A 23,806-nucleotide genomic window follows, 5' to 3' on the forward strand; every position below is an offset into this window, starting at 1 on the left:
GCCCGCCTCTATGACGCGGTGCTGGCCGAGGCACCCGGCCAGCGGGGCGCGCTGCTCGGCAAGCTCCAGCTCGCAATCAGTGAGGGTGATCCGACGCGAGCGCTGAGCCTGTGCGACAGCGCCGAGCGGCACCTGCCCGGCAACACGCAATTGCTGATCACGCGCGCCACTGTATTGCAGCAGCTGGGCAGGCTGACCGAGGCGGCGGCGCTGCTGCGCGGGATCGCGCAGCCACCCGTTGCGGCGCGGTTGCGCCTGGCCGACATCCTGCGCCTGGCGGGGGAGGCGGCGGAAAGCGCCCGCATCTACGACGCGGTGCTTGCCGAAGCGCCCGGCGACCCCGGTGCACTTGCCGGCAAGATCACCCTGTTTCTCGAAGTGGGGGACATCGAAGCGGCTCAGCAGGCGCTAGGGCAGTGTGGCCCTGACTGCGCGCGGCATCGGGACTTGGCGCGAAAGAAGATTGCCATCACAAGAAGGATCGGCCGGCTGTCGCACGCCGCAAGACTCGCGCGGGAGCTCTGGGAGCGCTTCCCCGAGGATAGGGGCATCGCATTCGAGCTTGCCGAGCTCTTGGTTGCGGACGATGCGCCCGAGGAGGCCCTCGCGATCTTCGATAGCAAGCTGCGCGCGGATCCCGGCGATCGCCGGGCTCGCGTCGGCCGCGCCAGGATCGCGGCGGAAACCGGGGATCTGGATGAAGCCCTCTTGCTGCTGAAGCAGGATCCGTGGCTCAGGCGACGGTCCGGCGGCAACAGCAGTCTCGCGGGCGCCCCCGGTAGGGCGCAGGCGTTGCTGCTCCTGGAACTGCTCGACATCTCGGCAAGGCTCGACGCGCGCGATGAGATCCAGTCCGCGCAGGACCTGCTGATCCCAATGCTCGCGCACATGTCGAATTGGGAAGTCGCTCGGTTCGTCGGACTCGCCGAGAAATGGGAGCTTTCAGGCGCCTTGGAAGCCGCGGTCTCACAGATCGCCGAGCGTGCGACCATCCCGCCGCTGCTGGCCGTTGCCTTGCTGCGGCGCGCTCATGCCTCCTGCGATAGCGAGCTCGCACGACAGGTGCACGTGGCTTTGCGAGAGCGCGTGCCTGTCGTGCACCGATACACTTATGAGATTCAGGCGCTGACGCTGTTGCAGGGTGCCAAGGATGCCCTGCTTTTCATCAGACGCCAGAAACGGGGCTGCCGGTCGCCCGCCGAGATTCCTCACCTGACCCTGGCCCTGCGGGAAGGGGGAGCGAATGCGCTCGCGCTCCGGTATGTGCGTCTTTGTCATCGAAAATGGCCACACTCCCGGGAGATCCTGCACGCCCTTGTCACCAGTCTTATTTCCAGCGGCCAGCCACATGCCGCTTTGTCCGTGCTGCGCAGCCAGGCGTCGCGAATCCCGGGTATCGATCTGTTCGGAGTGCAGCTCAACGCACTGACGGAGACCGGGGACCTGGACGCGTGCCAAGCACTGATCGCCCGGAGCGGCGAGGCGAAACGCAAGACCGTTGCCGCAGCTCGGCTGCAGATCGCCACGGCGCTCGAGCAACTCGACGAGGCGCGGGCCGCCGCGCGGGACATGCTGTCCGCGCCGGGGCAGGCGCTACATGCCGCGAAGCACTTCAACATCAAGCACCAGGGGGCGCTTCTGAATGAGCTCGCGCTGTTCAAGGCTGCCGAGCGTGACGCCGCGGCGAATGGCATGCCATGCACCAGCCTCGTGCAAGACCACTACTACGCCGCGCGGCGGGTGCTCATCGATTGGGCCGGCGGCTCGGAGCGGCGCGGGTCGGGCCACGGGGCAGGGGCGATTCCGCGCAACATCTTCCAGTATTGGGACACGGCCGAGATTCCGGTGGCAGTTCAGGAGATTATGGGGAGCTGGCAGGGAATTCCCGGTTGGAACTACGCCAGGCTCGACCGGCGGCAGGCCATCGGCTGGCTGAGCCAAAAGCTGGGGTTGCGCTATGTCAAGGCATTCAAGCTCGCGAACCACGTCGCGGAGGAGTGCGACTTTCTGCGGCTCTGCCTGCTGTTTGTGGAAGGGGGCATCTATGCCGACGCAGACGATAGGCTCTATGGCTCCATCGATGCAATCGTCGGCAGCCGCCTCGGTGCACTACTTTTCCTCGAGCCTTTTGGCGCCGTGCTGAACAACTTCCTGTGCGCCGCGCCGGGGCACCCAATCATCGCGCGGGCCATGGAGATGGCCTGCGCCGCGCTTCTGGGGCGCGACAACGACAGCACTTGGGCGAAAACCGGGCCAGGGCTCCTCACCCGTGCGGCGGCGCTTCATGTTGTCCACAATCACCGTGACGCGGGCGGCGACACGTCTATCCTGCCGCGGTACTTGTTGCGCCGGCACGTGTATATCCACGTCGCCGTTCCCTACAAGAAAACGCCGAAATACTGGGGCGATATGGACAGTCCTGTGTCCCACGCCGAGCACTGCGCGCTCACGATTGTGGCGAATGCGAGCGCGGCGCGAACGGTCCAAGCGTCGTGATCGTCCTGAGTGGCCCGCCTCCGTGATTCCGAAGCAACGTGCTGACCGCCATGCAGTATTGCCGCCCTGAAGCAATGGCGAATGGTCGGCCAGTTCGCGCTACCGGTTCGCACAAAAGGTGCCAAGGCACAAGCTGCTCCGGATGGTACTTCTTGCCACTGTCGATATTGGCTCACGTTGGCGCTGATGTGGGCATGCCTGCGTCCGCCGCTGTTGCGTCATACCAAGCCGTCCGCCGCTGTGACCGCTCGCGGGCCAGCTCGCGCAGTTGCTCGGTGCGATCTTGTTTGATGATTTCGTCCAATTTCGAATCGCAGCAACAAGGCGGGACCTGACAGTTACCCAAAGCGGACAAGCGCGGCTGCATGGGGCTTGCCCGTTTAGGCTGCGCCAGCTGATCGGAGCAAAGGTCTATCGTCAGCCGGCCCGCGGCCGGCGGACCATTCGCGTCCACCTTCCTCGATCACGTCGCGGGTGATGAACTCGCGCAAGTGAGCAAAAAGTAGGGAAATAGGTTACAGCAGGGCGTTGTCCGGTGGCTTGGCGCCGGTTATTCTCACAGCGGCATGGAAACAACCATTATTGTCGGCCTCGCTGGTGGCGCCAGTTCGCTGGCTGAGAACCGAGACAAACGCCTCACATGAACTTGCTGTTAGGAAGCCCCTGCTAGTCTTGGCTGGCTGCGAACACAATTTTGAATATACCGCTCTCATCTGAGATTTCGTCTGACGAGTCCAGCGCAAGCATCTGAAATTGTTTAGTCTCTTGGTCATGCAGGACTACCACTTGGACAAGCAGGAACTTGCGGGGCTACGGGCAGCCTACCGCGCCGCGCGCAACGCCCGTGAGGCGTACCGGCTCAACGCCGTGATCCTGCTGGGCAGTGGTTGGAGCCCGTCCGAGGTCGCCGCCGCGCTGTTGATCGACGACGACACGGTGCGCAACCACTTCAAGCGTTATAAGCAGGGCGGCATCGCGGCGCTGGAGCGCATGAACTACGTTGGCAGCGAGGCGCTGCTCACCGCCGCGGAGGTGGCCGAGCTTCATGCGCACCTCCAGCAGGCGCTGCATCCAAGCGCTGCCTCGGTGGCGCGCTGGGTCAAGGAGCACTTCCGCGTGCATTACACGGACAGCGGCATGACCGCGCTGCTGCACCGCCTTGGCTACCGCTACAAAAAGCCCAAGCTGCTGCCGGGCAAGGCGCCCGCCCCAGAGGTGCAGGAAGACTTTGTCGCTGACTACAAAAAGCGCAAGCAAAACAAAGGCGAGCACGACGCCATCCTGTTCAAGGACGCCACCCACCCGCGGCACAACCCGGTCCTCGGTGGCGGCTGGATCAAACGCGGTCGTTGCTTCCCCCTCAAGAACAATACCGGCCGGCGACGCCTGAACATCAACGGTGTGATCGACGTTGAGACGATGCACGCAGTCATCCGCTACGACGACACCATCGATGCCGCGTCCACGATCGCGTTGTTCGAACAGATCGAAGTCGCCTACCCCAAGGCCGCGACGATCACCGTGTTCTGCGACAACGCCCGCTACTACCGCTCCAAAGCGGTGCGCGCCTATCTGGAGCACTCGCGGATCGATTTGCAATTTCTCCCGCCCTATTCGCCGAACCTCAACCTGATCGAGCGATTCTGGAATTCTTCAAGCGCCAAGCCTTGTACAACCGCTATTACGAAACCTTTGCCGATTACAAGGCTGCCTGCAAACAGTTCTTCGCGGACCTCGATGCGCATGCCAAGCAGCTACGCTCGCTGCTGACCGAGAACTTCGATATCATCCGCGGCTAAAGACAGCCGAAAACCTGTATCGGCTGGGTATAACCGGCAACCCTTGGGGGATACCAATGGCAACGTGGACTTACAACTTCTCGGCTACATACGCAAAGTCGGGCTTCCTTGCCCCCTGGACGGTGCAAAGCGAAGGTGCGGCTTCGGGTGCACTGAACGCCGTCGGCGACAACTTTGACGTGGGCGAAGTATCCGTCCTTCCGAATGGACAAAACGGTATTTTCTTGGGAAGCCTCGTAGACGCATCGGGTACCAAGCTACTTATGTTTCTAAGTGGGACGACATTTTATGGATACGGACATGTCCCGGACGGCTTTAGTGCGCTCGATGATTTTCGAGTAAATAACTTGAGCGTGAGCGCGGTTCCCGTCTGCTTCGCCGCCGGCACACTGATCGCCTCGCCTGATGGCGAGCGGGCGGTCGAGACCCTGAAAATCGGTGACTTGATAACCACCTCGGATGGACGCGCCGTGCCGGTGAAATGGCTGGGCCGCCAGACGTTACACAAGATTTTCACTCCGGCAGAGCGCTTTGTTCCCGTCCGTGTGACAGCAGGGGCATTGGGTGGCGGCCTGCCGCACACCGATCTGGTGCTGACCGCCGAGCACGCCCTGATACTCGATGGCCTCGCGATCAATGCCGGCGCGCTGGTCAACGGTACGACCATCGCCTACGAGCCAGTCGAGCGTCTCCCCGACCGCGTTACTTACTATCATGTCGAGACGGAATGCCACGAGGTAATCCTCGCCAACGGCGGGCCGGCGGAGACCTACGTCGACTACGCCGCCCGGCGCACCTTCGACAACTACGATGAGTATCTCGACCTCTACGGGGAGGAGCGGACCATCGCCGAGATGCCGCTGCCCCGCGTCTCTGCCGCGCGGCTCGTGCCGGCGGCCATCCGCGCCCGTCTTGGCGGCGTTCGGGAAGCGGCCTGATCCAGCGGCCGATAGCCCCGTCCCTGAGACCGGCCAAGCAATGGCCTGGAGCGCATGGATGCGCCCAGCGGTAGCAACGCTTGTGGGAGCGGCACTCTCGGTGCCGCGACCGGCGGCCAGGGAGCATGTTGCGCCCTGCGTAACCGCCAAGCGGCAGGCGCGTGGCCCGTTGCGCGTCGGGTTACGCGATCGCTGACCCGACCTACGCCTTGCGCGGCTTTTGTGCGCGGCACGCCCCACTCTAAGAAGCGCTTGCGCGCGGTGCTGTCTCGCGCCTGCCGCAGCCGTAGCCCATTGACCCCTTCAGCAGAACCCGCGCCGGCCGCGGCGGGGCGCAGCAGCTTCGGGCGCTTGCCTGTCGTCATGACGCGGCGGGCATGTCCCGGCGGCCATTACACAGCGGTCCAATCAGGTATGGCGGGATCGGGTACAATGGCCGGATGTCCACGATTCCCGATCTCCACACCCACTCCACCGCCTCGGACGGCACCCTGACCCCCACCGAGCTCGTGTCGCGCGCCGCCGCCGCCGGCGTCAAGATGCTGGCGCTCACCGATCACGACACCGTCGCCGGCATTGCCGAGGCACAGGCGGCCGCGGCGCCGCTGAGCCTGGTGCTGGTGCCGGGGGTGGAGGTCTCGGTTACCTGGGGCGGGCGCACGGTGCACGTGGTGGGGCTGGATCTCGATCCCGACTGTGCGGCGCTGCGCGATGGCCTCGCCGGGCTCCAGGAGCATCGCGTCTGGCGCGCTGAGGAGATTGCGCGGCGGCTCGACAAGGCGGGTTATACAGGAGCCCTGGAGGGTGCCCGCCGCCATGCGGCCGGCGCCCTGATCGGCCGCACCCACTTCGCGCGCTTTCTGGCTGAGCAGGGTGCCGCCGCGGACGTGCGGAGCGTGTTCAAGCGCTTCCTCGTCTCCGGCAAGCCTGGTCATGTACAGGGCGAATGGACGACGCTGGAGCAGGCGGTGGGCTGGATTCGTGCGGCGGGCGGCATTGCGGTGGTGGCCCACCCGGCGCGCTACAACTTTACCCGTACCAAGCTGCGCCGGCTGCTCGGCGAGCTGAAGGAATGTGGCGGTCGCGGGCTGGAGGTGGTCTCCGGCAGCCACAGCCGGGACGACTACTTCACCTTCGCGCGCCACGCAACCGAATTGGGGCTGCTGGGCTCTGCCGGCTCGGACTATCACGGCCCGGAGCAGCCGTGGATCGAGCTCGGCCGGCTGCCGGCGCTGCCGGATGGGTGCACGCCCATCTGGTCGCTGCCGGGGTTCGGCACCGGCGCCCGCGCCGCGGCGCACAAGTCTGCCGCCTAGGTGCCGCAGCGTCGGCACATTCCCGGCCGCTCGCTACGGCCGACGCCGGTTGCGCGGCGCCGCCGCTGAGCGGCTGGCCGCCCGTCCATTTTCACGTCGATGGCCGACTATATTCAGATCCACCCCAAGAACCCGCAGCCGCGGTTCATTGCCCGCGCCGCGGACGTGCTGCGCGAGGGCGGCGTCATCGTCTACCCGACAGACTCCAGCTATGCCCTGGGCTGCCGCATCGGCGAGAAGTCGGCGCTGGATCGCATCCGCATGATCCGGCGCGTGGACGACAAGCACCATTTCACGCTGGTGTGCCGTGACCTGTCGGAAATCGCCACCTATGCGCGGGTCGACAACGCCGCCTATCGGCTGCTCAAATCGTTGACGCCGGGGCCGTACACCTTCATCGTGCAGGCCACCAAGCAGGTGCCGCGGCGCCTGCTGCACCCGAAACGGCGGGCCATCGGCATCCGGGTACCGGATACACCCATCGTGCGCGACTTGCTTGCCGAGCTGAATCAGCCCATTCTGAGCACGACGTTGATCCTGCCGGGGGATGAGCATCCGCTGGAGGACATGTACGAGATCCGCGATCACATGGACCACTGCGCGGACCTTATCATCGATGGCGGCTCCTGCGGCATCCTGCCTACCACCGTCTTGGACATGACCACTGACCCGCCGGTGGTCCTGCGGCACGGTCGCGGCGACACCACACTCTTCGAGACCTGAGCGCGTGCCGCCCCCGTGCGACCCGTACGCGCGTTGATCGCGAGTCGATGAACCAGATTCTGCCAACCTTGCTCCTGCTGCTGCTGATCGCACCACCGGTGCTGCTCGCGATCACCGTGCACGAGGCCGCCCATGGCTGGGTGGCCAACCGCCGCGGCGACCCGACGGCCTTCCTGATGGGGCGCGTGACCTTCAACCCGCTGCGGCACATCGACCCGGTGGGGACCATCCTGGTGCCCGCGGTCATCTTCCTGACGTCCAAGGCGCTGGTCGGCGTGCCCTTCCTGTTCGGCTGGGCGAAGCCGGTGCCGGTGGACTGGCGGCGACTGCGCAATCCGCGCTGGGACATGGCGCTGGTGGCGGCCGCGGGACCCCTCGTGAACCTCCTGATGGCCTTCGCCTGGGGGCTCGCCATCAAGGCCATGGCGCTGGTGGTCACGGTGGTGGCGGTGCCCACCTGGTTCCTGCAGCTCTTCGTCGAGATGTGCGTGGTGGGCATCATCATCAACCTGGTGCTGATGGCGCTGAACCTCTTTCCGTTGCTGCCGCTCGACGGGGGCCGTATCCTGAACGCGCTGCTGCCGCCGCCGCTCGCGCTACGCTTCTCGCGCCTGGAGCGCTACGGCATCATCATCCTGATGGCGCTGCTGTTTCTGCCGAACGGCAACCCGCCCGGTCTGCTCGGGGCCGCGCTGCGCCCGGTGGTGAGCGGCGTGCTGACGGTGATACCCGGGTCGGCGCTGGTGCGCGACCGCTTTCCCATTTGACGCGCCGTTCCCGCCAGCGGGCGGTGCGCCAACCAAAGGCCATCATTTCGTGACCCCTGTATCCGCTCCGAATCCACGCGTCCTGTCCGGCATGCGGCCCACCGGCCGTCTGCACCTCGGCCACTACCACGGTGTGCTCAGAAACTGGGTCGAGCTCCAGCACGAGTTCGAGTGCTTCTTCTTTGTCGCCGACTGGCACGCGCTCACCACCGACTACGAGGACCCGTCCGGCATCCCTCAGGCCAGCTTCGACATGGTGGTGGACTGGCTCGCGGCCGGTGTCAGCGCTGGCTCCTCGACGCTGTTCATCCAGTCCCGGGTGCCGGAGCATGCCGAGCTGCACCTGCTGTTGTCCATGATCACGCCGCTGGGGTGGCTGGAGCGGGTGCCGACCTACAAGGACCAACAGGAGAAGCTCAAGGAAAAGGACCTCGCTACGTACGGCTTTCTGGGCTATCCGCTGCTGCAGAGCGCGGACATCCTGATCTACAAGGCAGGGCAGGTGCCGGTGGGCGAGGACCAGGTGGCGCACGTGGAAATGACTCGCGAGATCGCGCGGCGCTTCAACCACATCTATGGCCGCGAGCCGGACTTCGAGGAGAAGGCCGAGCAAGCCAAGCGCAAGATGGGCAAGAAGAATGCGAAGATGTTCGACCAGTTGCGCCGCAGCTACACCGAGCAGGGCAATCAGGAGGCACTCGAGAAGGCCCGTGCGCTGCTGGAGACTCAGGCGAATATCACCGTCGGCGACCGCGAGCGGCTGTTCGGCTACCTGGAGGGCGGCGGCCGGGTGATCCTGCCGGAGCCGCAGCCGCTCCTGACCCGCGCCGCCAAGATGCCGGGGCTGGACGGGCAGAAGATGTCCAAGTCCTACAGCAACACCATCGCGCTGCGGGATGATCCCGACGCCGTCGAGCAAAAGCTCCGTACCATGCCCACCGACCCCGCCCGCGTGCGCCGCACCGATCCGGGCAATCCGGAGGTGTGCCCGGTGTGGCAATTCCACCTCGTCTACTCCGATGACGGTGTGCGCGACTGGGTGCAGCAGGGCTGCCGCTCCGCCGGTATCGGCTGCCTGGAGTGCAAGCAACCCATCATCGATGCGGTGCGCGCGGAGCTGGAGCCGATTCAGGCCCGTGCCAAGGAGCTGGAGGCACAGCCGGAGACGGTGCGCACCTTCATCAACGAGGGCTGCGAGCGCGCCCGCGACGTGGCCCGCGAGACCATGGACGAGGTCCGCCACGCCATGTCCCTGGTGCAGGGCTAGTGAGGGTTTGTCTCAGACCGACGAGTCATCATCGTCACTGTCGATAGCTGAGCGCGGATCGTTGTCGTCTCGCTCCCACGCTCCAGCGTGGGAGTGTCTGGCCACCGCTCCAGCGGTGCGTGCAGCGGACCTCGGCAAGCCGCGGCGGCCTGGCCGTACGACGCTGGAGCGTCTGCCCTTGCTCCCAACGCTGGAGCGTGGGAACCAGATTGCCCCGCGCAGTCCCGACCATCTCTGAATCCGGAGGCTTGCGGTGACGGAAACGACCAGCGACGAAGCCACCGCCGTGCCGGACGCCGATGCAGCCACCGCGGAGGCCGCCGTCGCGGAACAGGTTGACATCCCGCAAGGCGCCGATGTCGTGCCCTTCGCCATCGTTCGCGGCGCGCCACTGCTGAAGCTGCCCGAGGATCTCTACATCCCGCCGGATGCGCTGGAGGTTTTTCTGGACGCCTTCGAGGGGCCGCTGGACCTGCTTCTGTACCTGATCCGCAAGCAGAATCTGGACATCCTGGACATCCCCATCGCACAGATCACCGCCCAGTACATGGAGTACGTGGAGCTGATGAAGGAGGTCAAGCTGGAGCTGGCGGCGGAGTACCTGGTGATGGCCGCCATGCTCTGCGAGATTAAGTCCCGCATGCTGCTGCCGCGCCCGGAGACCGCCGAGGAGGAGCACGCGGACCCGCGCGCCGAGCTGGTGCGCCGGCTCATGGAGTACGAGCGCTTCAAGCAGGCCGCGCAGGACCTCGATGCGCTGCCGCGGGAGGGGCGCGACAACTTCACCGTGCATACCGAGGTGTCCTCCGAGCACATCCGCCGTATCCCACCCACGGTGGAGCTGGGCGAGGTGCTGGCGGCGCTGCGCGACGTGCTGCGCCGGGCGGACCTGTTCACCAGCCACCGGGTGGAGCGGGAATCCCTGTCGCTGCGCGAGCGCATGTCGCGGGTGCTGGCCCTGGTGCAGCACGGCGGCTTCGTGCCCTTCGAGGCGCTGTTCGACGTCACCGAGGGCCGGGCCGGCGTGGTGGTGAGCTTCCTGGCCATCCTGGAGCTGGTGAAGGCCGCGACACTGGAACTGGTGCAGTCCGAATCCTATGCACCCATCCACGTGCGCCTGCGCGCGGCGGCGGCGTGAGTGCCCGGTGTATGAGCGCCTGGTGTGGCTGCGCTGTGGTGGAATGGATGACCGGATCGGGGTCGGTCCCGATCCCGATTTCGATTTCGATTTCGATAGGTCCGGAGGGTGCATGCGTGAAGCGCATCTGGGCATCCGTTCCGGCGGCAGATCGGCGTACGTGTGAACGCCCATGAGTACAGGCCAAGACGACGACGGGCTCGTCGATGATCCGGCAGCGGACCGCGCTGAGGTCATAGCCCTCAATGCGCTGTCCCTCGCCACACCCGATGTGAAGCTGGTGGTGGAAGGGGCGCTGATGGCCGCGGGCGGGCCGCTGACTCTGGACCAGATCCTGGCCCTGTATCCCGAGGAGCGGCGCCCTGCCCGCGACGAGATCCGCGCCGCCGTCGGCGAGCTCACCGAAGACTACGACGGCCGCGGCATCGAGCTGGTGGAGGTGGCCGGCGGCTGGCGCATCCAGGTGCGCCGGCTGGTGGCGCCCTGGGTGGCGCGGCTATGGGAGGAGAAGCCCGCGCGCTACTCTCGCGCCCTGCTGGAGACGCTGGCGCTCATCGCCTACCGCCAGCCCATCACCCGCGGCGAGATTGAGGATATCCGCGGCGTCGCCGTTAGCACCCAGATCGTCAAGACCCTCACCGAGCGCGAATGGGTGCGCGTGGTCGGCCACCGGGACGTGCCCGGGCGGCCGGCGCTCTACGCCACCACGCGGCGGTTTCTCGACTACTTCGGCCTCAAGTCCCTGAACGACCTGCCGCCGCTCGCCGAGCTGCGCGACCCCGCGTTCTTCGGCGAGCAGCTCGATGCCGAGGCGGCGGCCGCGTTGCAGCTAGCGGCAGAGGAGGCCGCGGGCGTCCGCGCGGTGGTGCCGGCCGCCGATTCTGCGAACGACGCGTCCGCCAACGATGCCGATGTGGGAGCGGCGTCCCCGCCGCGACCGCCGCGATCATCGCGCCCCGGCGAAGCCCCGCACGATGTCTCCAACGATGACGACCCAACGTAAGAACCCATCCCGATCCAAGCCCGCGCGCAGCCCGAGCAGAGACGAGCAGGCCCCGTCGCGCCCGCAGCAGCGCCCGGGCCGTCTCGCCGCCAAGGGCAAAGGCCCGGCGCGCCGCCCGCAGCAGGCGCGGGCGCCGGAGGCCGACGCCGTTCGCCTACAGAAGGTGCTGGCCGAGGCTGGGCTCGGCTCCCGGCGTACCCTGGAGGGCTGGATTCGCGACGGCCGCATCCGGGTCAACGGCCAGCTCGCCCAGCTCGGCGACCGCGTCCTGCCCACCGACCGCATCAGCGTCGATGGCCAGGAGCTGAAGCGCCGTCCGGCGGCGCACGCGAAGATCCGCGTGCTCGCCTACCATAAGCCCGAGGGCGAGGTGGTGACCCGCCGCGACCCGGAGGGTCGTCCGACCATCTTCCGCCACCTGCCCGGCATTCGCGACGGGCGCTGGATCGCCGTTGGCCGGCTGGACCTGAACACGGCCGGCTTGCTCTTGGTCACCAACCACGGGGAGCTGGCCAACCGGCTCATGCACCCCGCCCGCCAGGTGGAGCGCGAGTACGCCGTGCGCATCCACGGCGAGGTGCCGGGAAATGCCCTCGAGCAACTGGTGCAGGGCGTCGAGCTGGACGACGGCCCGGCGCGCTTCGAGGAAATCGTCGAGTCCGGCGGCAGCGGCGCCAATCGCTGGTTCCACGTCCTGCTGGTGGAAGGCCGCAATCGCGAGGTGCGCAGGCTCTGGGAAGCCGTCGGCTGCGAGGTGAGCCGCCTCAAGCGCGTGCGCTTCGGCAACATCATCCTCGGTGTCCGGCCGCTGCCAGGGCAGTGGCGGGAGGTCACTGGTGAAGAGCTGGGCGCGCTGCTCGGCATTGCCGGCCTGACGGCGCCGCGGCGCCCCACGCGTCGCGCCGGGCCAAACGCTCGCTCCGGCCCGCGCGCGCGAAAGCCGAAAAGCGACTTCCGCGACGACGCATGGAACACAACGAAAACAGACGCCTAGGGAGGCGTTGCCTCAGACTGACGACGGCATGGCTGGCGAGTGACGCGTCGATCGACACGCGGCATGCAGCAAGGGCCGAGGGCCGAGGACCAAAACGCAACCGCACAGCTCCTCTCGACTACCGTTCCGGCTCTTGGCGCTTGGCCCTTTCTGATCGGTGCTGCGGTGCACACAAAACTTGACGCATCTGCAAAGATTTCGGCCCCTCAAGCAGTCTAGTCGGGGGCCACCGCGCGGACCGTCTCAACCGTTACTCAGCGCCGCGTCGCACCAGCGGTGCCGACCTCCGCGCCCCCCATTCCCATCCGCAGCCCGATCCAGCAACCGATGCTGGCCACGATGGCGCACAGTGCCGTACCCCACGCGGTGTCCGCCAGCACCATCACCAGCGGCCAGTCCGGCAGCGTCGCGCGGTTGGTGAGCTCGTAGGTCATGTAGGTGAAGAAGCCGAACAGGGCACCGTTCAGCGCCGCGACGCCGATGCGCCCCGCAGCCAGCCCCGGCCGCACGGCGAAGTATTGGATGCCGATGATGAACAGCAGGTAGAAGGCCAGGGCCGCCACCCAGTCCACCTGCGGGCTCAGCAGGTGGCCGATCTGCTCCTGGTAGAAGTCCGCGGCGACGACGCCGAGCCAGACCATGTCCACGAGGAGAAACACGGGGACGAGGATGAGGTAGAGCTTGAATTGGCGCATAAGCACAGATATCCGGTCGCAAGAGGTTGTGGCTGCGGCGGCGGTTGCCGCGAGCATACCGTGAGCCGGCATTCTAAGCCGGATGCACCTCAGGGTCCGGCGGCATCGGCGCGCAGCGGATGCGAACGGGTCTTGCCGACGGCGCTGGCCCGGCTGCCTGGTTTCGGACCCGTGTGACGACTGCGATCTGTGCCTTGCGGAGGGCCGCTGCATGGCTGGTGTGCGGTCAGTCGTCCTCGGTCACCTCGGCCAGCACCAGGCCTGTGGCGCGCTCCTGGCTGGGGGTGAAGGTGATGCAGTGCTCGGCCTTGGTGATGAGGTAGACATTGAAGCCGTCGGCCTCGCGGACGGGGGTGACGCCGGCGCCGATGTCGTCGTCCAGGCACTGGGTGAAGTGCATGTCCGGGAAGGCGTCGCGCAGGGCGGCGACGGACTCGGTGGTGAGGCCGGCGCGCCCGATGACGGTGGTGATCTGGTCGAGGAATTGGTCGGTGATCATCTGCTTCTCTTTGCGCTGGCGGACGCCGCGCGGGAGCGCCGGTGTTGTAGCGTTTCCGCCGGAGATGCCGTGAAAGTATTGCTCGCAACGCCGAAAACGAGCGGATCGTCGCAGCTCTTGCTTGTGGGAGCGGCACGCTTGGTGCCGCGACCGGCGGCAAGGCAGCACACACCATGCCCCGATTAACTGCCAGGCGGCAGGCAACCTCCCTGCCGTCGTCGCGCCACAGAAGGCAGTGGCGCTCCCACGCTGGCGCGCCCGGAGCGGTCGTCATGGGAGGTCGGGTCAGCGATAGCGTAACCTGACAATCAACGGCTTGCTTGCGCCCTGATTGGCGCCCTGATTGGCGCCCTGACTGGCGCCCAGCGTCGAGTTACGCCGCGCTAACCCGACCTACACCGAATACTTTCACAGTCTCCGGAGTGACCGCACCAGCCCGGCGGGGCGAGGCCGCGAGATCAGGCGTCCTCGGTGTCGCGCTCGAAGCGCACGCGCTCCTCCGCGCTCTGGCCCATGACTTTGGCCAGCCAGGGCGCCGGCTTGTGGGCGAGCTGCGCGGACAGTTCGGCCATGCGCTCGCGGGCGCTGCCGCCCTGCGGAAACTTGATGGGGTGGATGTCCCGCTTGACCACCTTGGCGGCAGCGGGGCCGCCGATGCTGGCGACGAAGAGCACCTGGCAGTCCGTGATCAGTTCCGCGCGGTAGGCGTTCTTGTCGTCGTCCGCGGTGCTGTCGTCGATGTCGCGGACGTCGACGAGCCGGTTCACGCCGGCGGCCACCTGGTAGACCAGAAAGCGGCGGCAGGAGCCGAAGTGGCCGTCCAGCAGATCGCCTCCGTTGGAGGCGCAGGCGACGCGGATGGAGCCGGATGCGGCCTCGCCTGCAGCGAGTGGGGCTTCGACGGGCGGGGGCGGCTCGATGTCATGGCCTTGTCCCTTGAGCAGCGCCAGCGCGGCCTTGAGCGCGGCGGCGTCGACCTCGGCGAGCTCGCCGGCGGCGGCCGTCTTGAGCTGCTTGACCGTGAGGCCGTCCAACGCGGCCACGGTCGGCGGCAGGCCCACGGCGTCGGCGAGCACCTTGAGTAGCCGCGCGGGGTCCGTATCCGGCAGCGCGCGGGCGGCGAGGCCGATGCGTAGTGCGATGTCGTCGGAGAGGGCCGGGGCGGTGGCTTCGGGGGTGACTGGGTCAGTCATGCTGGTGGGGCCTGTGCTGCGGGGTGGTGTGGGCGCTTGGGTGGTGAATGCGTTGCGCTGGTAGGGGCTATGCGCCTGCGGAGTGTCGCCCTGGTGGGCGACACTCCGGCCGACACTTCGGCCGGGGTGAGGGTGGCGTCGGCGTCAGGCCGGGACGATGCAGTCGTCTTCCATGCAGGCGTCGAGGCACTGCGGGGCGTCGAACTCGCCTTCGCACTCGGTGCAGGTGGCGGCGTCGATCTTGTAGACGCCCTTGAAGGGCTTGATCGAGTCGGTGGGGCAGACCGGCTCGCAGTCGCCGCAAGCGGTGCACAGGTCTTTGATAATTTGCAGGGCCATGGTCGGTCTCCGGAATTCAGACTTCGGCGCGCTTGAAGCGCAGCGTGGTTGGGAAGCTCGGCGGTGGACTGATGGGGTCGATGTACCAGCGCGAGCCATCGGTGAGCTCCACCTCGCCGCCCCAGGCGTCGGCGGTGTCGGTCTCGACGCTGGCGATGGTCTCTTCCATGTCCTTCTTCGCGACATAGAAGAGCAGGCCGCCGTCGTCCTTCCTTCTGATCATCACATTGGGCATTGCTGACTCCAGGTCGGGGTATCGAGTGCTTTGTATCGAGGGTGAGGGCGGGGCGGGACCCCGCCGTTCGCCCCCTTTCACCCGATATCCGCTTTAGCGGACCAGATCGTAGTTGTAGTCGGTCACGCCCATCTCGCGGGTTTCCTCATCGAGCCGCTCGAGCACCGCGTTGACCAGGGTGGTGAGCATGTACATGGCACCCTCGTAGCCCATGGTGGTCATCCGGTGCAGGTGGTGACGATCAAAGATCGGGAAGCCGATCCGGATCAGCGGCACCTCGTGCTCCTTGCCCTTTTGCAGCGTGTCGCGCTGGATGAACTTGCCGTAGCTGTTGCCGATCAGGAAGTCCGGCTTGTCGGTGAAGCACAGCGAGCGCAGGTGCCACAGGTCCTTGCCGATGAAGACCTCGGCGTTCTGGCCGAACGGCGAGTCGGCGAGCATCTTGTCCATCGCCTTCTTCCAGCGCTTGTTGGCGTGGTTGCAGAGCACGTGCTTCGGCTCGGCACCCAGCTCCAGCAGGAACTTGGTCATGCCCATCACGAAGTCGGCGTCGCCGTACAGCGAGAAGGTTTTGCCGTGCAGCCACTGGTGGCTGTCCTGGATCATGTCCACCAGGCGGCCGCGCTCCTTGGCGAGGCTGTCGGGAATGGCCTTGCCGGTGAGCTCTGCGACCTTCATCAGGAAGTCGTCGGTCCACTCCAGGCCCATCGGTATGTTGATGGCCGTGGCCGGCTGGTGCCAGGTCATCTCGACGAACTTCTTGGTCTTCGGCAACTGCCAGGGCTGGAGCAGCAGGGTGTCGATGGCGTTCGGCGCGTCCTGCATCTCCGCCAGCGGGGTGCCGCCGTCGTACATGCGGTATTCACCGTCCGAGGGGGTGTCCAGCACCTCGGTGGGGTCGCACAGCAGCGAGTAGCCGACGCCCATCTCCTGCATCATCCGGTGCAGAACGCGGTAATTGCCAAGGTAGGTCTCGAAGCCCGGCACCAGATTGATCTTGCCGTTGCTGCCGACTTCCTTGCCTTCCATGTGGTTTAGCGTGAAGTAGCGCTGCATGCCCTCGAACATGTTGTCCCAGCCGGTGGTGTGGCTGCCGACGAAGCTCGGGGTGTGCGCAAACGGGGTCGGGAACTCGGCCGGGATGTGGCCTTCCTTCTTGGCGTTGCCGATAAAGGCGTTGAGGTCGTCACCGATGACCTCGGCCATGCAGGTAGTGGACACCGCGATGCACTCGGGCTTGTAGAGCGCCTTGGCGTTCTCCAGACCGTCGAACATGTTCTTCTGGCCGCCGAATACCGCCGCGTCCTCGGTCATGGAGTCGGAGACACAGGCGATCGGCTCCTTGAAGTGGCGGTTGAAGTAAGTGCGGAAGTAGGCGACGCAGCCCTGAGAGCCGTGCACGTAGGGCAGGGTCTTCTCGAAGCCGAGCGCGCACAGCACCGCGCCGAGGGGCTGGCAGGCCTTGGCCGGGTTGATGGTGAGCGCCTCGCGGGCGAAGTTGATCTCCTGGTATTCCTTGGTGGTGGTCCACTCGAAGACCTCTTCCAGCTTCGCCTGCTCCGGGCGCTCCTCGACCGTGTCCTGCTTGGCGGCCATGTTGGCCTTGTATTCCTCCTGGCGGAACAGCGGGTAGCTGGGCTTGATCTTATCGACGGTCTGGCTCATGGGTGTGCTCCTGCCGCGCCGCTAATCCGCGGACGACGGCTCAGGGTTAAATCGCGGTGTGCTCGTTCCCACGCTCCAGCGTGGGAACGCTTGGCGGACGCTCTGCGTCCCGTGTCTAGACTCGGCGCGGAGCGCCTGCCCTTGCTCCACGCCGGAGCGTGGGAGCCAGATGGCGCCCCAGGCTCCCAGCTTAGGCGCTGGCTGCTACCGGTGCCGCGGCGTCATCGGCGGCCGACTTCAGCCAAGGCGCCTGCATGCTCTTCCAGCAGGGGTTGTTGATGGTCATGTCCATGTCACGGGCGAAGATGGCGAATCCGTCGTAGCCGTGATACGGACCGGAGTAGTCCCAGGAGTGCATCTGCCGGAACGGCACGCCCATCTTCTGGAAGATGTACTTCTCCTTGATGCCGGAGCCGATGAGGTCGGGCTTGACGCGCTTGACGAACTCCTCGAACTCATAGCCGGTGACGTCGTCATACAGCAGGGTGGCGTTCCCCATCTCCTTGATGGTGCGGTCGTAGTCGTCGTTGTGCGCGAACTCGTAGCCCGTGCCGACCACTTCCATGCCCAGATCCTCGTAGGCGCCGATGATGTGGCGCGGACGCAGACCACCGACGTAGAGCATCACCCGCTTGCCTTCGAGTCGCGGTCGGTACTTGGCGATGACCGCGTCGTACTGGGCCTGGTACTTCTCGATGACGCGCTCGGCACCTTCCTTGATCTTGTCGTCGAAGCGCTCCGCGATGGCGCGCAGGCTCTCGGCGATCTTGGTCGGGCCAAACAGGTTGTACTCCATCCACGGAATGCCGTATTTCTCTTCCATGTGACGGCTGATGTAGTTCATGGAGCGGTAGCAGTGGATCAGGTTCAGCTTGACCTTCGGGGTCAGCTCCATCTCGGAGAGCGTGCCGTCGCCGGACCACTGGGCCACCACGCGCAGGCCCATTTCTTCCAGCAGGATGCGCGAGGACCAGGCGTCGCCGCCGATGTTGTAGTCACCGATGATAGCAACGTCATAGGGCGTGCTTTCGAAGCTGGTGTCGCCGTCGCGGTTGTGCAGCACCCAGTCGCGAATGGAATCATTGGCGATGTGGTGACCCAACGACTGGGAGACACCGCGGAAGCCTTCGCAGCGGACCGGGATGATCGGTTTTTCGATCTCCTTGGCCTTCTTCTTGGACACCGACTCGATGTCGTCGCCGATGAGGCCGATGGGGCACTCGGACTGCACCGAGATGCCCTTGGCCAGCGGGAAGAGTTGGTCGATCTCGTCGACGATCTTGGCCAGCTTCTTGTCACCGCCGAAGACGATGTCCTTCTCCTGGAAGTCGGAGGTGAAGTTCATCGTGCCGAAGGTGTTTACACCGGTCCAGCCGACGTAATAGTTGCGGCGGCCGGCGCGGGAATACTGCCCGCAGCCCACCGGGCCGTGGGAGATGTGGATCATGTCCTTGATGGGGCCCCAGACTACGCCCTTGGAGCCGGCATACGCGCAGCCGCGGATGGTCATGACGCCCGGCTGGGACTTGCGGTTGGACGTGATGCACTTCTTCGACTGCTCGATGCTTTGGTCATTGACCGCCAGGTGCTTGGCGCGGTCTTTCTTCGCCTTTTCGGGGTAGACCTCAAGCACCTCCTGGATGAGGGCCTGGGTCTCTTCACGGGTCATTGCTGCCATGTCGGCTTTCCTCGTAACGGCGCCGCCGCCAATCTGCGGACGGTCACGCTGTGAAGAATGGTCTGGGAACCCCTCTCCCCTCCGGGAGAAGGGAAAGGGGAGAGGGGTGGGGCGCTCGACCCCGATGGTCCGTGCACCACTACTGCACAAGTGGGCAATGGCGGTTGCGGGCCAAGACGCGCAGTTTTAAGCGACGGCCTCTTCCTCGGCGGTCTTGCCGACGATGCTCTCGTCCTCTTCGTCCATGAGGCCGAACTCCATCAGCAGGTCCTCGAGGGCATCCATTGAGATCGGCGTTGGAATGACGAAGTTGGTGTTGTCGATGATCTTCTGCGCGAGCTGACGATACTCGTCGGCCTGCTTGGCCTTCGGGTCGTACTCGATGACGGTCATCCGGCGAATCTCGGCGCGCTGCACGACGTTGTCGCGGGGCACGAAGTGGATCATCTGGGTGCCGAGCTGGCGCGCCAGCTCCATGATCAGCTCGTCCTCGCGCGCGGTGTTGCGGCTGTTGCAGATCAGGCCCGCCAGGCGCACGCCGCCGGAGCTGGCATACTTCACAATGCCCTTGGAGATGTTGTTGGCCGCGTACATGGCCATCATCTCGCCGGAGCAGACGATGTAGATCTCCTGCGCCTTGTTCTCGCGGATGGGCATGGCGAAGCCGCCGCACACCACGTCGCCCAGCACGTCGTAGAAGACGAAGTCCAGCTCGTCGTCATAGGCGCCTTCTTCTTCCAGGAAGTTGATGGCGGTGATGACGCCGCGGCCGGCGCAGCCGACGCCCGGCTCCGGACCGCCCGACTCGACGCACTTGATGCCGGCGTAGCCGGTGCGCAGCACGTCTTCCAGCTCCAGGTCTTCCACCGAGCCGGCATCGGCCGCCAGGTGCATAATGGTCTCCTGCGCCTTCGCGTGCAGGATCAGGCGGGTGGAGTCGGCCTTCGGATCGCAGCCGACGATCATGACCTTCTTGCCGAGCTCCGCGAGGCCGGCGACGAGGTTCTGAGTGGTGGTGGACTTACCGATGCCGCCCTTACCGTAGATGGCGCATTGACGCAGTGCCATGGGTCTTTCTCCCGGTTGTTCGCCCCGTGACGGGGTGGTGGATGAAATCGCGCTCACCGGGGGATAAGCAGTTGCTGTGCCAACTTTGTATATGGCGTCTAAGCGATTGATTAAAAATATTTTGTAGTGTCTTTGGTTACGTCTGGGGGTTGGTCGCATAGCCGACAAAGCCTTAGGCGTTGTGGGTCTAACAACATGGCAAAGAGGTGCGTAGTGCGTAGTGCGTAGCGCGAAGTGCGCGGCGAGCCAGCCGCCGCCGGTCCGTGCGCCCGGGCAGCGGGCCTTTGGGACGAGGACCCCGGGTTGGGGTGTCTTCGCCCGAGTCACACTGCGCACTTCGCACTGTCCACGCTGAAGCATTGCGCCGGCGTCGCGCTTCGATCGCGAAACCGATGCGCCTACTGAACCGACAACAATGACAACAACCCTCCCCCGCGACGCCCGCCTGCCGCTGAACCGCTGCAACCTGCCGGCGGTGATCCTCGGCGGGCTCACCTACCAAGCCCATCCGGTGCCGTTGGAGATCGACGGCGTGCGCGCCTTCCACCACGACCTGTTCGCGCTGCTGGCACCCATCGCGTCGCACCCCGAGCGGGCGGGGCTGTTCGTGGAGTACATGGCTGCGCATTTCTGCCTGGGCGACTTGGAAGAGGCCGGCCTGGTGCCGGGGAAGGTGCGCAAGGCGCGGCGCAATGCCAACTACCTGCGCATGGTGCGCGGGTGGTCGTTCGACTCCGACGGCCGCGAGGGGGCGGTGCTTAAGCACTGGGCGGAGACTCGCTTCGGCCTGCTGGCGCGCCACCACGCGGGGCCGCTGGATGGCCGCGACGGCGATGCCTACCATCGCTATCTCGTCGCCGGCAGCCATGGCCTCTACGCCACCAACGCCCTGGAAGCGCAGCTCGACCTGCTCTACACCTATTGTCAGTACGAGCTCAAGCGCCAGCACCCGGAGCAGACGCACCGGACGCTCTATCGCGGCAGCAACCGCATCGACGAGCACGAGGTCTTGGACCGCGCCGCGGACGGCGGCTACCGGGTGCTGCTCAACAACCTGAACAGCTTCACCAGCGAGCGCGAGCGGGCCGACGAGTTCGGCGACTACATCCTCACGGCCCAGGTACCGCTGCCCAAGATCTGCTTCTACAACGGCCTCCTGCCGGGCATGCTGAAGGGCGAGGACGAGTTCGTCGTCATCGGCGGGGTCTACGCGGTGCGGATCGAAACCCTATAAGGGGCAAAGCCAGAGGAGCACACCCCATGTCCGATGTCCTGAACCGCCTCGCCGAGGTGCTGGAGGCCCGCAAGACGGCCGACCCCGAGTCGTCCTATGTGGCCAAGCTCTACCACAAGGGCCTCGACGCCATCCTGAAGAAGGTGGGCGAAGAGGCTACGGAGACCGTTATGGCCGCCAAGGACGGCGTGCCGGAGAAGATCGTCTACGAGGTCGCGGACCTCTGGTTCCACACCCTGGTGCTGCTGGCGCAGCAGGGGCTGAAGCCGGAGCAGGTGCTCGCGGAGCTGGACCGTCGCTTTGGCTTGTCGGGCCTCACCGAGAAGGCGCAACGCCAGGGCTGATCGCGGCGCAGGCCACGCTGGAGCGCGCCGCTGCCGCGGGCGTCAAACGGATGGACCCGCTCGCGTGGCACCGTTCCGAGCGCCTTGGAATGCGGTATCATCGCTGGTCTTTCCTGGGTGCAGCGTCGGCTGCACCTTTCCGGCCACGGCCGGCGCCGGTCGCGACGCACACGCGTGGCCTTTCCTACATCATTCAGCTCGCCCGAAGCCGGCGGGCGCGGAGGTCGACATGGGTATGGGTGGTATCAGTATCTGGCAGCTCCTGATCATCCTCGTGATCGTGCTGCTGCTGTTCGGAACGAAGCGGCTGAAAAACATCGGTTCCGATCTCGGCGGTGCCGTCAAGGGCTTCCGCTCGGCGATGAGCGACGCCGGCAAGGATGACGACGAGGAGACGCGGCAGATCGAGGACACCAAGGCGGCGCGCACGGCCGAGACACCTGCCGGTGCCCAGTCCGGTGCCCAGTCCGGTGCCCAGTCCAGCAACCAGTCTGGCGTTGGCAAGCCCGCGGACAAGAGCAAGGCCTGAGCACGGGCGCATCCTGAGCGGAGACGGCGACTGCCATGTTCGACATCGGTGCGCTAGAGCTGGTCGTGGTCGGTGTGGTCGCGCTGCTCGTGGTGGGGCCAGAGCGGCTGCCCAAGCTCGCCCGCACTGCCGGGCTCTGGGTCGGCCGCGCTCGGCGGGCCTTCGTAGCGGTCAAGGCGGAGATCGACCGCGAGATGAAGGCGGAGGAATTGAAAGAGATCCTCCGCAAGCAGGCCGCATCCAATCCGCTGGAACAGATTATCGAGGACGACGGTGGGTTGGCCGCCAAGCGCAACGCCGGCAAGCCCCCTCGCCCCGGCGATACGAGGCGAGCGGCTGGGGGCGGACCCGGTGATCCACCCTGATCGGTGCAGGACTTGATGCAGGTCCAATTCGGGACCTGTCCGGGACCGGTCCAAGATTGATCCCGCAGTATCCTGCGCCGCATGCGCAGACCCTTTGCCCGGCAACCGTGCACGGCGCCGTCGATTCGCGGTGCGTGCCCGGCCCACCGACGTACCTATCCACGGCGCTATGCGGCGCTGAGCCACCAGCATGAACATCCAGGAACCTTCTGACCACACCGACGACGGCCTCGGCGGCGAGCAGCCGTTCATGTCGCACCTTGTCGAGCTGCGCGACCGGCTGCTGCGCATGGTCATCGCCATCGTGGTGGTCTTCCTGGTGCTGTTCCCGTTCGCGAACGACATTTATACCTTTGTCGCCGAGCCCATCCGCGCTCAGCTGCCGCCGGGCTCGCAACTGATCGCCACCCAGGTCGCGTCGCCCTTCCTCACGCCGTTCAAGCTGGCCCTGGTGGTGGCCGTGTTCGTGGCGATGCCCTACCTGCTGTACCAGTTCTGGGCCTTCGTCGCGCCGGGGCTGTACACCCACGAGAAGCGGCTCGCGGTGCCGTTGCTGGCCTCCAGCATTGTGCTCTTCTACCTGGGCATGGTGTTCGCGTACTTCGTGGTGTTCCCGCTGGTGTTCGCCTTCTTTGCGTCGGTGACGCCGGAGGGCGTCGCGCAGATGCCGGACATCGCCTTCTATCTCGAGTTCGTGCTGAAGCTGTTCTTCGCCTTCGGTGTTGCCTTCGAGATTCCCATCGCCACCATCTTGTTGGTGGCCGTGGGCGCCACGACGCCCGAGGCCCTCGCGCAGAAGCGTCCGTATGTCATCGTCGGCGTGTTCGTCGTCGGTATGCTTCTGACGCCGCCGGATGTCATCAGTCAGACGATGCTGGCGATTCCAATGTGGCTGTTGTTCGAGGCCGGCGTGTTCTTCTCGCGCTGGTTTCAGAAGCGCCAGGCACTGGCGGCGGGACCCGCGCCTGCCGACGGTCCCGGCGTCCCGCCTTCCGCGCCGCCGGCGGCGGGCGGTTCCGGCGGGACGCCGCGGGCGCCCGTGGGCGGTGTGGAGATGGGTCGTGAGGCCGACGCAGCGGACGTCGATGGGCGCGATCGCCATGGTCCCATGACGGAGGCTGAGATGGACGCCGAGCTGGACGCCATCGAGGCAGAGGAAGCCGCCGACGCCGACGCCGCGGAGGCGCTGGAGCGCCGGCAGGCGACGGGCGCGCCGGATCGCATCGAGGCACTCATCCGCGGCGCCAACGAGCGACGTGCGGATGGCGACACCGCCTCCGCCCGCCACCTGCTCTATCTGGTGCTGGAGGAGGGCGACGCGGACCAGCGGCGGGTTGCTCGGAACATCCTCGCCGATCTCGACCGCGACTGATCGTGTCCCGCCCGTCAGGGCCGCTTGTCAGACCGACCCATGCCGGGCAGCGATGCGCCGGCGCACAATTCTGTCGCCCGTGGCCGCGGCCGATGACGAATGCGGCCTGCCGATATCGGGGTGGCTAAGCGCATTCCCGCGGCGGCATA

At 66.1% G+C, this 23,806-nt stretch carries 23 protein-coding genes; 15 read left to right on the forward strand and 8 right to left on the reverse strand.

Translation table 11 applies throughout. The features are described 5' to 3' along the window. From LJE69_RS14180 to rluB, 10 genes are all read left to right on the forward strand, one after another. On the forward strand, nt 1-2,496 hold a 2,496-nt coding region (locus tag LJE69_RS14180; protein ID WP_296926148.1), incomplete at its 5' end, for a tetratricopeptide repeat protein. 786 nt (nt 2,497-3,282) lie between these two features. Continuing rightward, the gene (locus LJE69_RS14185) at nt 3,283-4,266 is read left to right on the forward strand and encodes an IS630 family transposase (RefSeq protein WP_296926150.1); all 984 of its coding nucleotides are present in this window, start codon (nt 3,283-3,285) and stop codon (nt 4,264-4,266) included. A gap of 85 nt (nt 4,267-4,351) precedes the next feature. After that, on the forward strand, nt 4,352-5,233 hold the full coding sequence (locus LJE69_RS14190) for a Hint domain-containing protein (RefSeq protein ID WP_296926152.1): 882 nt from the start codon (nt 4,352-4,354) through the stop codon (nt 5,231-5,233). Between the two features lie 440 nt (nt 5,234-5,673). Beyond that, nucleotides 5,674-6,549 carry a PHP domain-containing protein gene (locus LJE69_RS14195; RefSeq protein WP_296926154.1) on the forward strand — a complete coding sequence of 292 codons (876 nt, stop codon included), beginning with the start codon at nt 5,674-5,676 and terminating at the stop codon, nt 6,547-6,549. 99 nt (nt 6,550-6,648) lie between these two features. Continuing rightward, on the forward strand, nt 6,649-7,272 hold the full coding sequence (locus tag LJE69_RS14200; RefSeq protein ID WP_296926156.1) for an L-threonylcarbamoyladenylate synthase: 624 nt from the start codon (nt 6,649-6,651) through the stop codon (nt 7,270-7,272). Nucleotides 7,273-7,319: 47 nt separating this feature from the next. After that, a complete protein-coding gene (locus LJE69_RS14205) occupies nt 7,320-8,039 on the forward strand; it encodes a site-2 protease family protein (RefSeq protein WP_296926158.1) in 720 nt (239 codons plus the stop codon). A 49-nt stretch (nt 8,040-8,088) separates the two neighbouring features. After that, the gene (locus tag LJE69_RS14210; RefSeq protein ID WP_296926159.1) at nt 8,089-9,306 is read left to right on the forward strand and encodes a tryptophan--tRNA ligase; all 1,218 of its coding nucleotides are present in this window, start codon (nt 8,089-8,091) and stop codon (nt 9,304-9,306) included. A gap of 340 nt (nt 9,307-9,646) precedes the next feature. Then, nucleotides 9,647-10,444 carry a ScpA family protein gene (locus LJE69_RS14215; RefSeq protein WP_296926275.1) on the forward strand — a complete coding sequence of 266 codons (798 nt, stop codon included), beginning with the start codon at nt 9,647-9,649 and terminating at the stop codon, nt 10,442-10,444. Nucleotides 10,445-10,694: 250 nt separating this feature from the next. Beyond that, nucleotides 10,695-11,447, forward strand: coding sequence for an SMC-Scp complex subunit ScpB (gene scpB, locus LJE69_RS14220; RefSeq protein WP_296926277.1), 753 nt, complete (start codon nt 10,695-10,697; stop codon nt 11,445-11,447). Then, a complete protein-coding gene (gene rluB / locus LJE69_RS14225) occupies nt 11,431-12,441 on the forward strand; it encodes a 23S rRNA pseudouridine(2605) synthase RluB (protein ID WP_296926161.1) in 1,011 nt (336 codons plus the stop codon). Before scpB ends, rluB begins: the two co-directional genes overlap by 17 nt. Nucleotides 12,442-12,695: 254 nt before the next feature. Here rluB and LJE69_RS14230 read toward each other — a convergent pair whose 3' ends face one another. From LJE69_RS14230 to nifH, 8 genes are all read right to left on the reverse strand, one after another. Beyond that, nucleotides 12,696-13,136, reverse strand: a complete 441-nt coding sequence (locus tag LJE69_RS14230; RefSeq protein WP_296926163.1) for a DUF2177 family protein — start codon at nt 13,134-13,136, stop codon at nt 12,696-12,698. A gap of 226 nt (nt 13,137-13,362) precedes the next feature. Further along, on the reverse strand, nt 13,363-13,635 hold the full coding sequence (locus LJE69_RS14235; protein ID WP_296926164.1) for a DUF6129 family protein: 273 nt from the start codon (nt 13,633-13,635) through the stop codon (nt 13,363-13,365). Between the two features lie 458 nt (nt 13,636-14,093). Beyond that, nucleotides 14,094-14,828 (reverse strand): dinitrogenase iron-molybdenum cofactor biosynthesis protein, encoded by a 735-nt coding sequence (locus LJE69_RS14240; RefSeq protein WP_296926166.1) that lies wholly within the window; start codon nt 14,826-14,828, stop codon nt 14,094-14,096. 144 nt (nt 14,829-14,972) lie between these two features. Further along, complete coding sequence (locus tag LJE69_RS14245) at nt 14,973-15,167, reverse strand: 4Fe-4S binding protein (RefSeq protein WP_296926168.1); 195 nt, start codon at nt 15,165-15,167, stop codon at nt 14,973-14,975. A 16-nt stretch (nt 15,168-15,183) separates the two neighbouring features. Continuing rightward, nucleotides 15,184-15,402 carry a putative nitrogen fixation protein NifT gene (nifT, locus tag LJE69_RS14250; RefSeq protein WP_296926170.1) on the reverse strand — a complete coding sequence of 73 codons (219 nt, stop codon included), beginning with the start codon at nt 15,400-15,402 and terminating at the stop codon, nt 15,184-15,186. Nucleotides 15,403-15,495: 93 nt separating this feature from the next. Beyond that, nucleotides 15,496-17,067 (reverse strand): nitrogenase molybdenum-iron protein subunit beta, encoded by a 1,572-nt coding sequence (gene nifK, locus LJE69_RS14255; RefSeq protein ID WP_296926171.1) that lies wholly within the window; start codon nt 17,065-17,067, stop codon nt 15,496-15,498. A gap of 190 nt (nt 17,068-17,257) precedes the next feature. After that, nucleotides 17,258-18,745: a nitrogenase molybdenum-iron protein alpha chain gene (gene nifD / locus LJE69_RS14260; RefSeq protein WP_296926174.1), complete on the reverse strand. Its 1,488-nt coding sequence runs from the start codon at nt 18,743-18,745 to the stop codon at nt 17,258-17,260. Nucleotides 18,746-18,931: 186 nt separating this feature from the next. Next, nucleotides 18,932-19,813 (reverse strand): nitrogenase iron protein, encoded by an 882-nt coding sequence (gene nifH / locus LJE69_RS14265; protein WP_296926176.1) that lies wholly within the window; start codon nt 19,811-19,813, stop codon nt 18,932-18,934. A gap of 415 nt (nt 19,814-20,228) precedes the next feature. Here nifH and LJE69_RS14270 point away from each other — a divergent pair, with 415 nt between their 5' ends. The 5 genes from LJE69_RS14270 (at nt 20,229) to tatC (ending at nt 23,657) form a co-directional block, all read left to right on the forward strand. Next, the gene (locus tag LJE69_RS14270) at nt 20,229-21,047 is read left to right on the forward strand and encodes an NAD(+)--dinitrogen-reductase ADP-D-ribosyltransferase (protein ID WP_296926178.1); all 819 of its coding nucleotides are present in this window, start codon (nt 20,229-20,231) and stop codon (nt 21,045-21,047) included. 26 nt (nt 21,048-21,073) lie between these two features. Continuing rightward, a complete protein-coding gene (locus LJE69_RS14275) occupies nt 21,074-21,391 on the forward strand; it encodes a phosphoribosyl-ATP diphosphatase (protein ID WP_296926180.1) in 318 nt (105 codons plus the stop codon). Nucleotides 21,392-21,620: 229 nt separating this feature from the next. Further along, nucleotides 21,621-21,920, forward strand: a complete 300-nt coding sequence (tatA, locus tag LJE69_RS14280) for a Sec-independent protein translocase subunit TatA (RefSeq protein ID WP_296926182.1) — start codon at nt 21,621-21,623, stop codon at nt 21,918-21,920. Between the two features lie 35 nt (nt 21,921-21,955). Further along, on the forward strand, nt 21,956-22,285 hold the full coding sequence (tatB, locus tag LJE69_RS14285) for a Sec-independent protein translocase protein TatB (RefSeq protein ID WP_296926215.1): 330 nt from the start codon (nt 21,956-21,958) through the stop codon (nt 22,283-22,285). Nucleotides 22,286-22,475: 190 nt separating this feature from the next. Next, entirely contained in the window at nt 22,476-23,657 is a 1,182-nt protein-coding gene (gene tatC / locus LJE69_RS14290; protein ID WP_296926218.1) for a twin-arginine translocase subunit TatC, read from the forward strand. Nucleotides 23,658-23,806: the final 149 nt, after the last annotated feature.

Origin of the sequence: Thiohalocapsa sp. (assembly GCF_022340605.1) — a bacterium.
In the GTDB taxonomy this organism is placed as follows: Bacteria; Pseudomonadota; Gammaproteobacteria; order Chromatiales; family Chromatiaceae; genus Thiohalocapsa.

What these genes read in the sequence shown, in the direction of transcription:
- LJE69_RS14190 (WP_296926152.1), top strand. Translation starts at nt 4,352, where the DNA reads ATGGCAACGTGGACTTACAACTTCTCGGCTACATACGCAAAGTCGGGC.
- LJE69_RS14195 (WP_296926154.1), top strand. Translation starts at nt 5,674, where the DNA reads ATGTCCACGATTCCCGATCTCCACACCCACTCCACCGCCTCGGACGGC.
- LJE69_RS14200 (WP_296926156.1), top strand. Translation starts at nt 6,649, where the DNA reads ATGGCCGACTATATTCAGATCCACCCCAAGAACCCGCAGCCGCGGTTC.
- LJE69_RS14205 (WP_296926158.1), top strand. Translation starts at nt 7,320, where the DNA reads ATGAACCAGATTCTGCCAACCTTGCTCCTGCTGCTGCTGATCGCACCA.
- rluB (WP_296926161.1), top strand. Translation starts at nt 11,431, where the DNA reads ATGACGACCCAACGTAAGAACCCATCCCGATCCAAGCCCGCGCGCAGC.
- LJE69_RS14230 (WP_296926163.1), bottom strand. Translation starts at nt 13,136, where the DNA reads ATGCGCCAATTCAAGCTCTACCTCATCCTCGTCCCCGTGTTTCTCCTC.
- LJE69_RS14235 (WP_296926164.1), bottom strand. Translation starts at nt 13,635, where the DNA reads ATGATCACCGACCAATTCCTCGACCAGATCACCACCGTCATCGGGCGC.
- LJE69_RS14240 (WP_296926166.1), bottom strand. Translation starts at nt 14,828, where the DNA reads ATGACTGACCCAGTCACCCCCGAAGCCACCGCCCCGGCCCTCTCCGAC.
- LJE69_RS14245 (WP_296926168.1), bottom strand. Translation starts at nt 15,167, where the DNA reads ATGGCCCTGCAAATTATCAAAGACCTGTGCACCGCTTGCGGCGACTGC.
- nifT (WP_296926170.1), bottom strand. Translation starts at nt 15,402, where the DNA reads ATGCCCAATGTGATGATCAGAAGGAAGGACGACGGCGGCCTGCTCTTC.
- nifK (WP_296926171.1), bottom strand. Translation starts at nt 17,067, where the DNA reads ATGAGCCAGACCGTCGATAAGATCAAGCCCAGCTACCCGCTGTTCCGC.
- nifD (WP_296926174.1), bottom strand. Translation starts at nt 18,745, where the DNA reads ATGGCAGCAATGACCCGTGAAGAGACCCAGGCCCTCATCCAGGAGGTG.
- nifH (WP_296926176.1), bottom strand. Translation starts at nt 19,813, where the DNA reads ATGGCACTGCGTCAATGCGCCATCTACGGTAAGGGCGGCATCGGTAAG.
- LJE69_RS14270 (WP_296926178.1), top strand. Translation starts at nt 20,229, where the DNA reads ATGACAACAACCCTCCCCCGCGACGCCCGCCTGCCGCTGAACCGCTGC.
- LJE69_RS14275 (WP_296926180.1), top strand. Translation starts at nt 21,074, where the DNA reads ATGTCCGATGTCCTGAACCGCCTCGCCGAGGTGCTGGAGGCCCGCAAG.
- tatA (WP_296926182.1), top strand. Translation starts at nt 21,621, where the DNA reads ATGGGTATGGGTGGTATCAGTATCTGGCAGCTCCTGATCATCCTCGTG.
- tatB (WP_296926215.1), top strand. Translation starts at nt 21,956, where the DNA reads ATGTTCGACATCGGTGCGCTAGAGCTGGTCGTGGTCGGTGTGGTCGCG.
- tatC (WP_296926218.1), top strand. Translation starts at nt 22,476, where the DNA reads ATGAACATCCAGGAACCTTCTGACCACACCGACGACGGCCTCGGCGGC.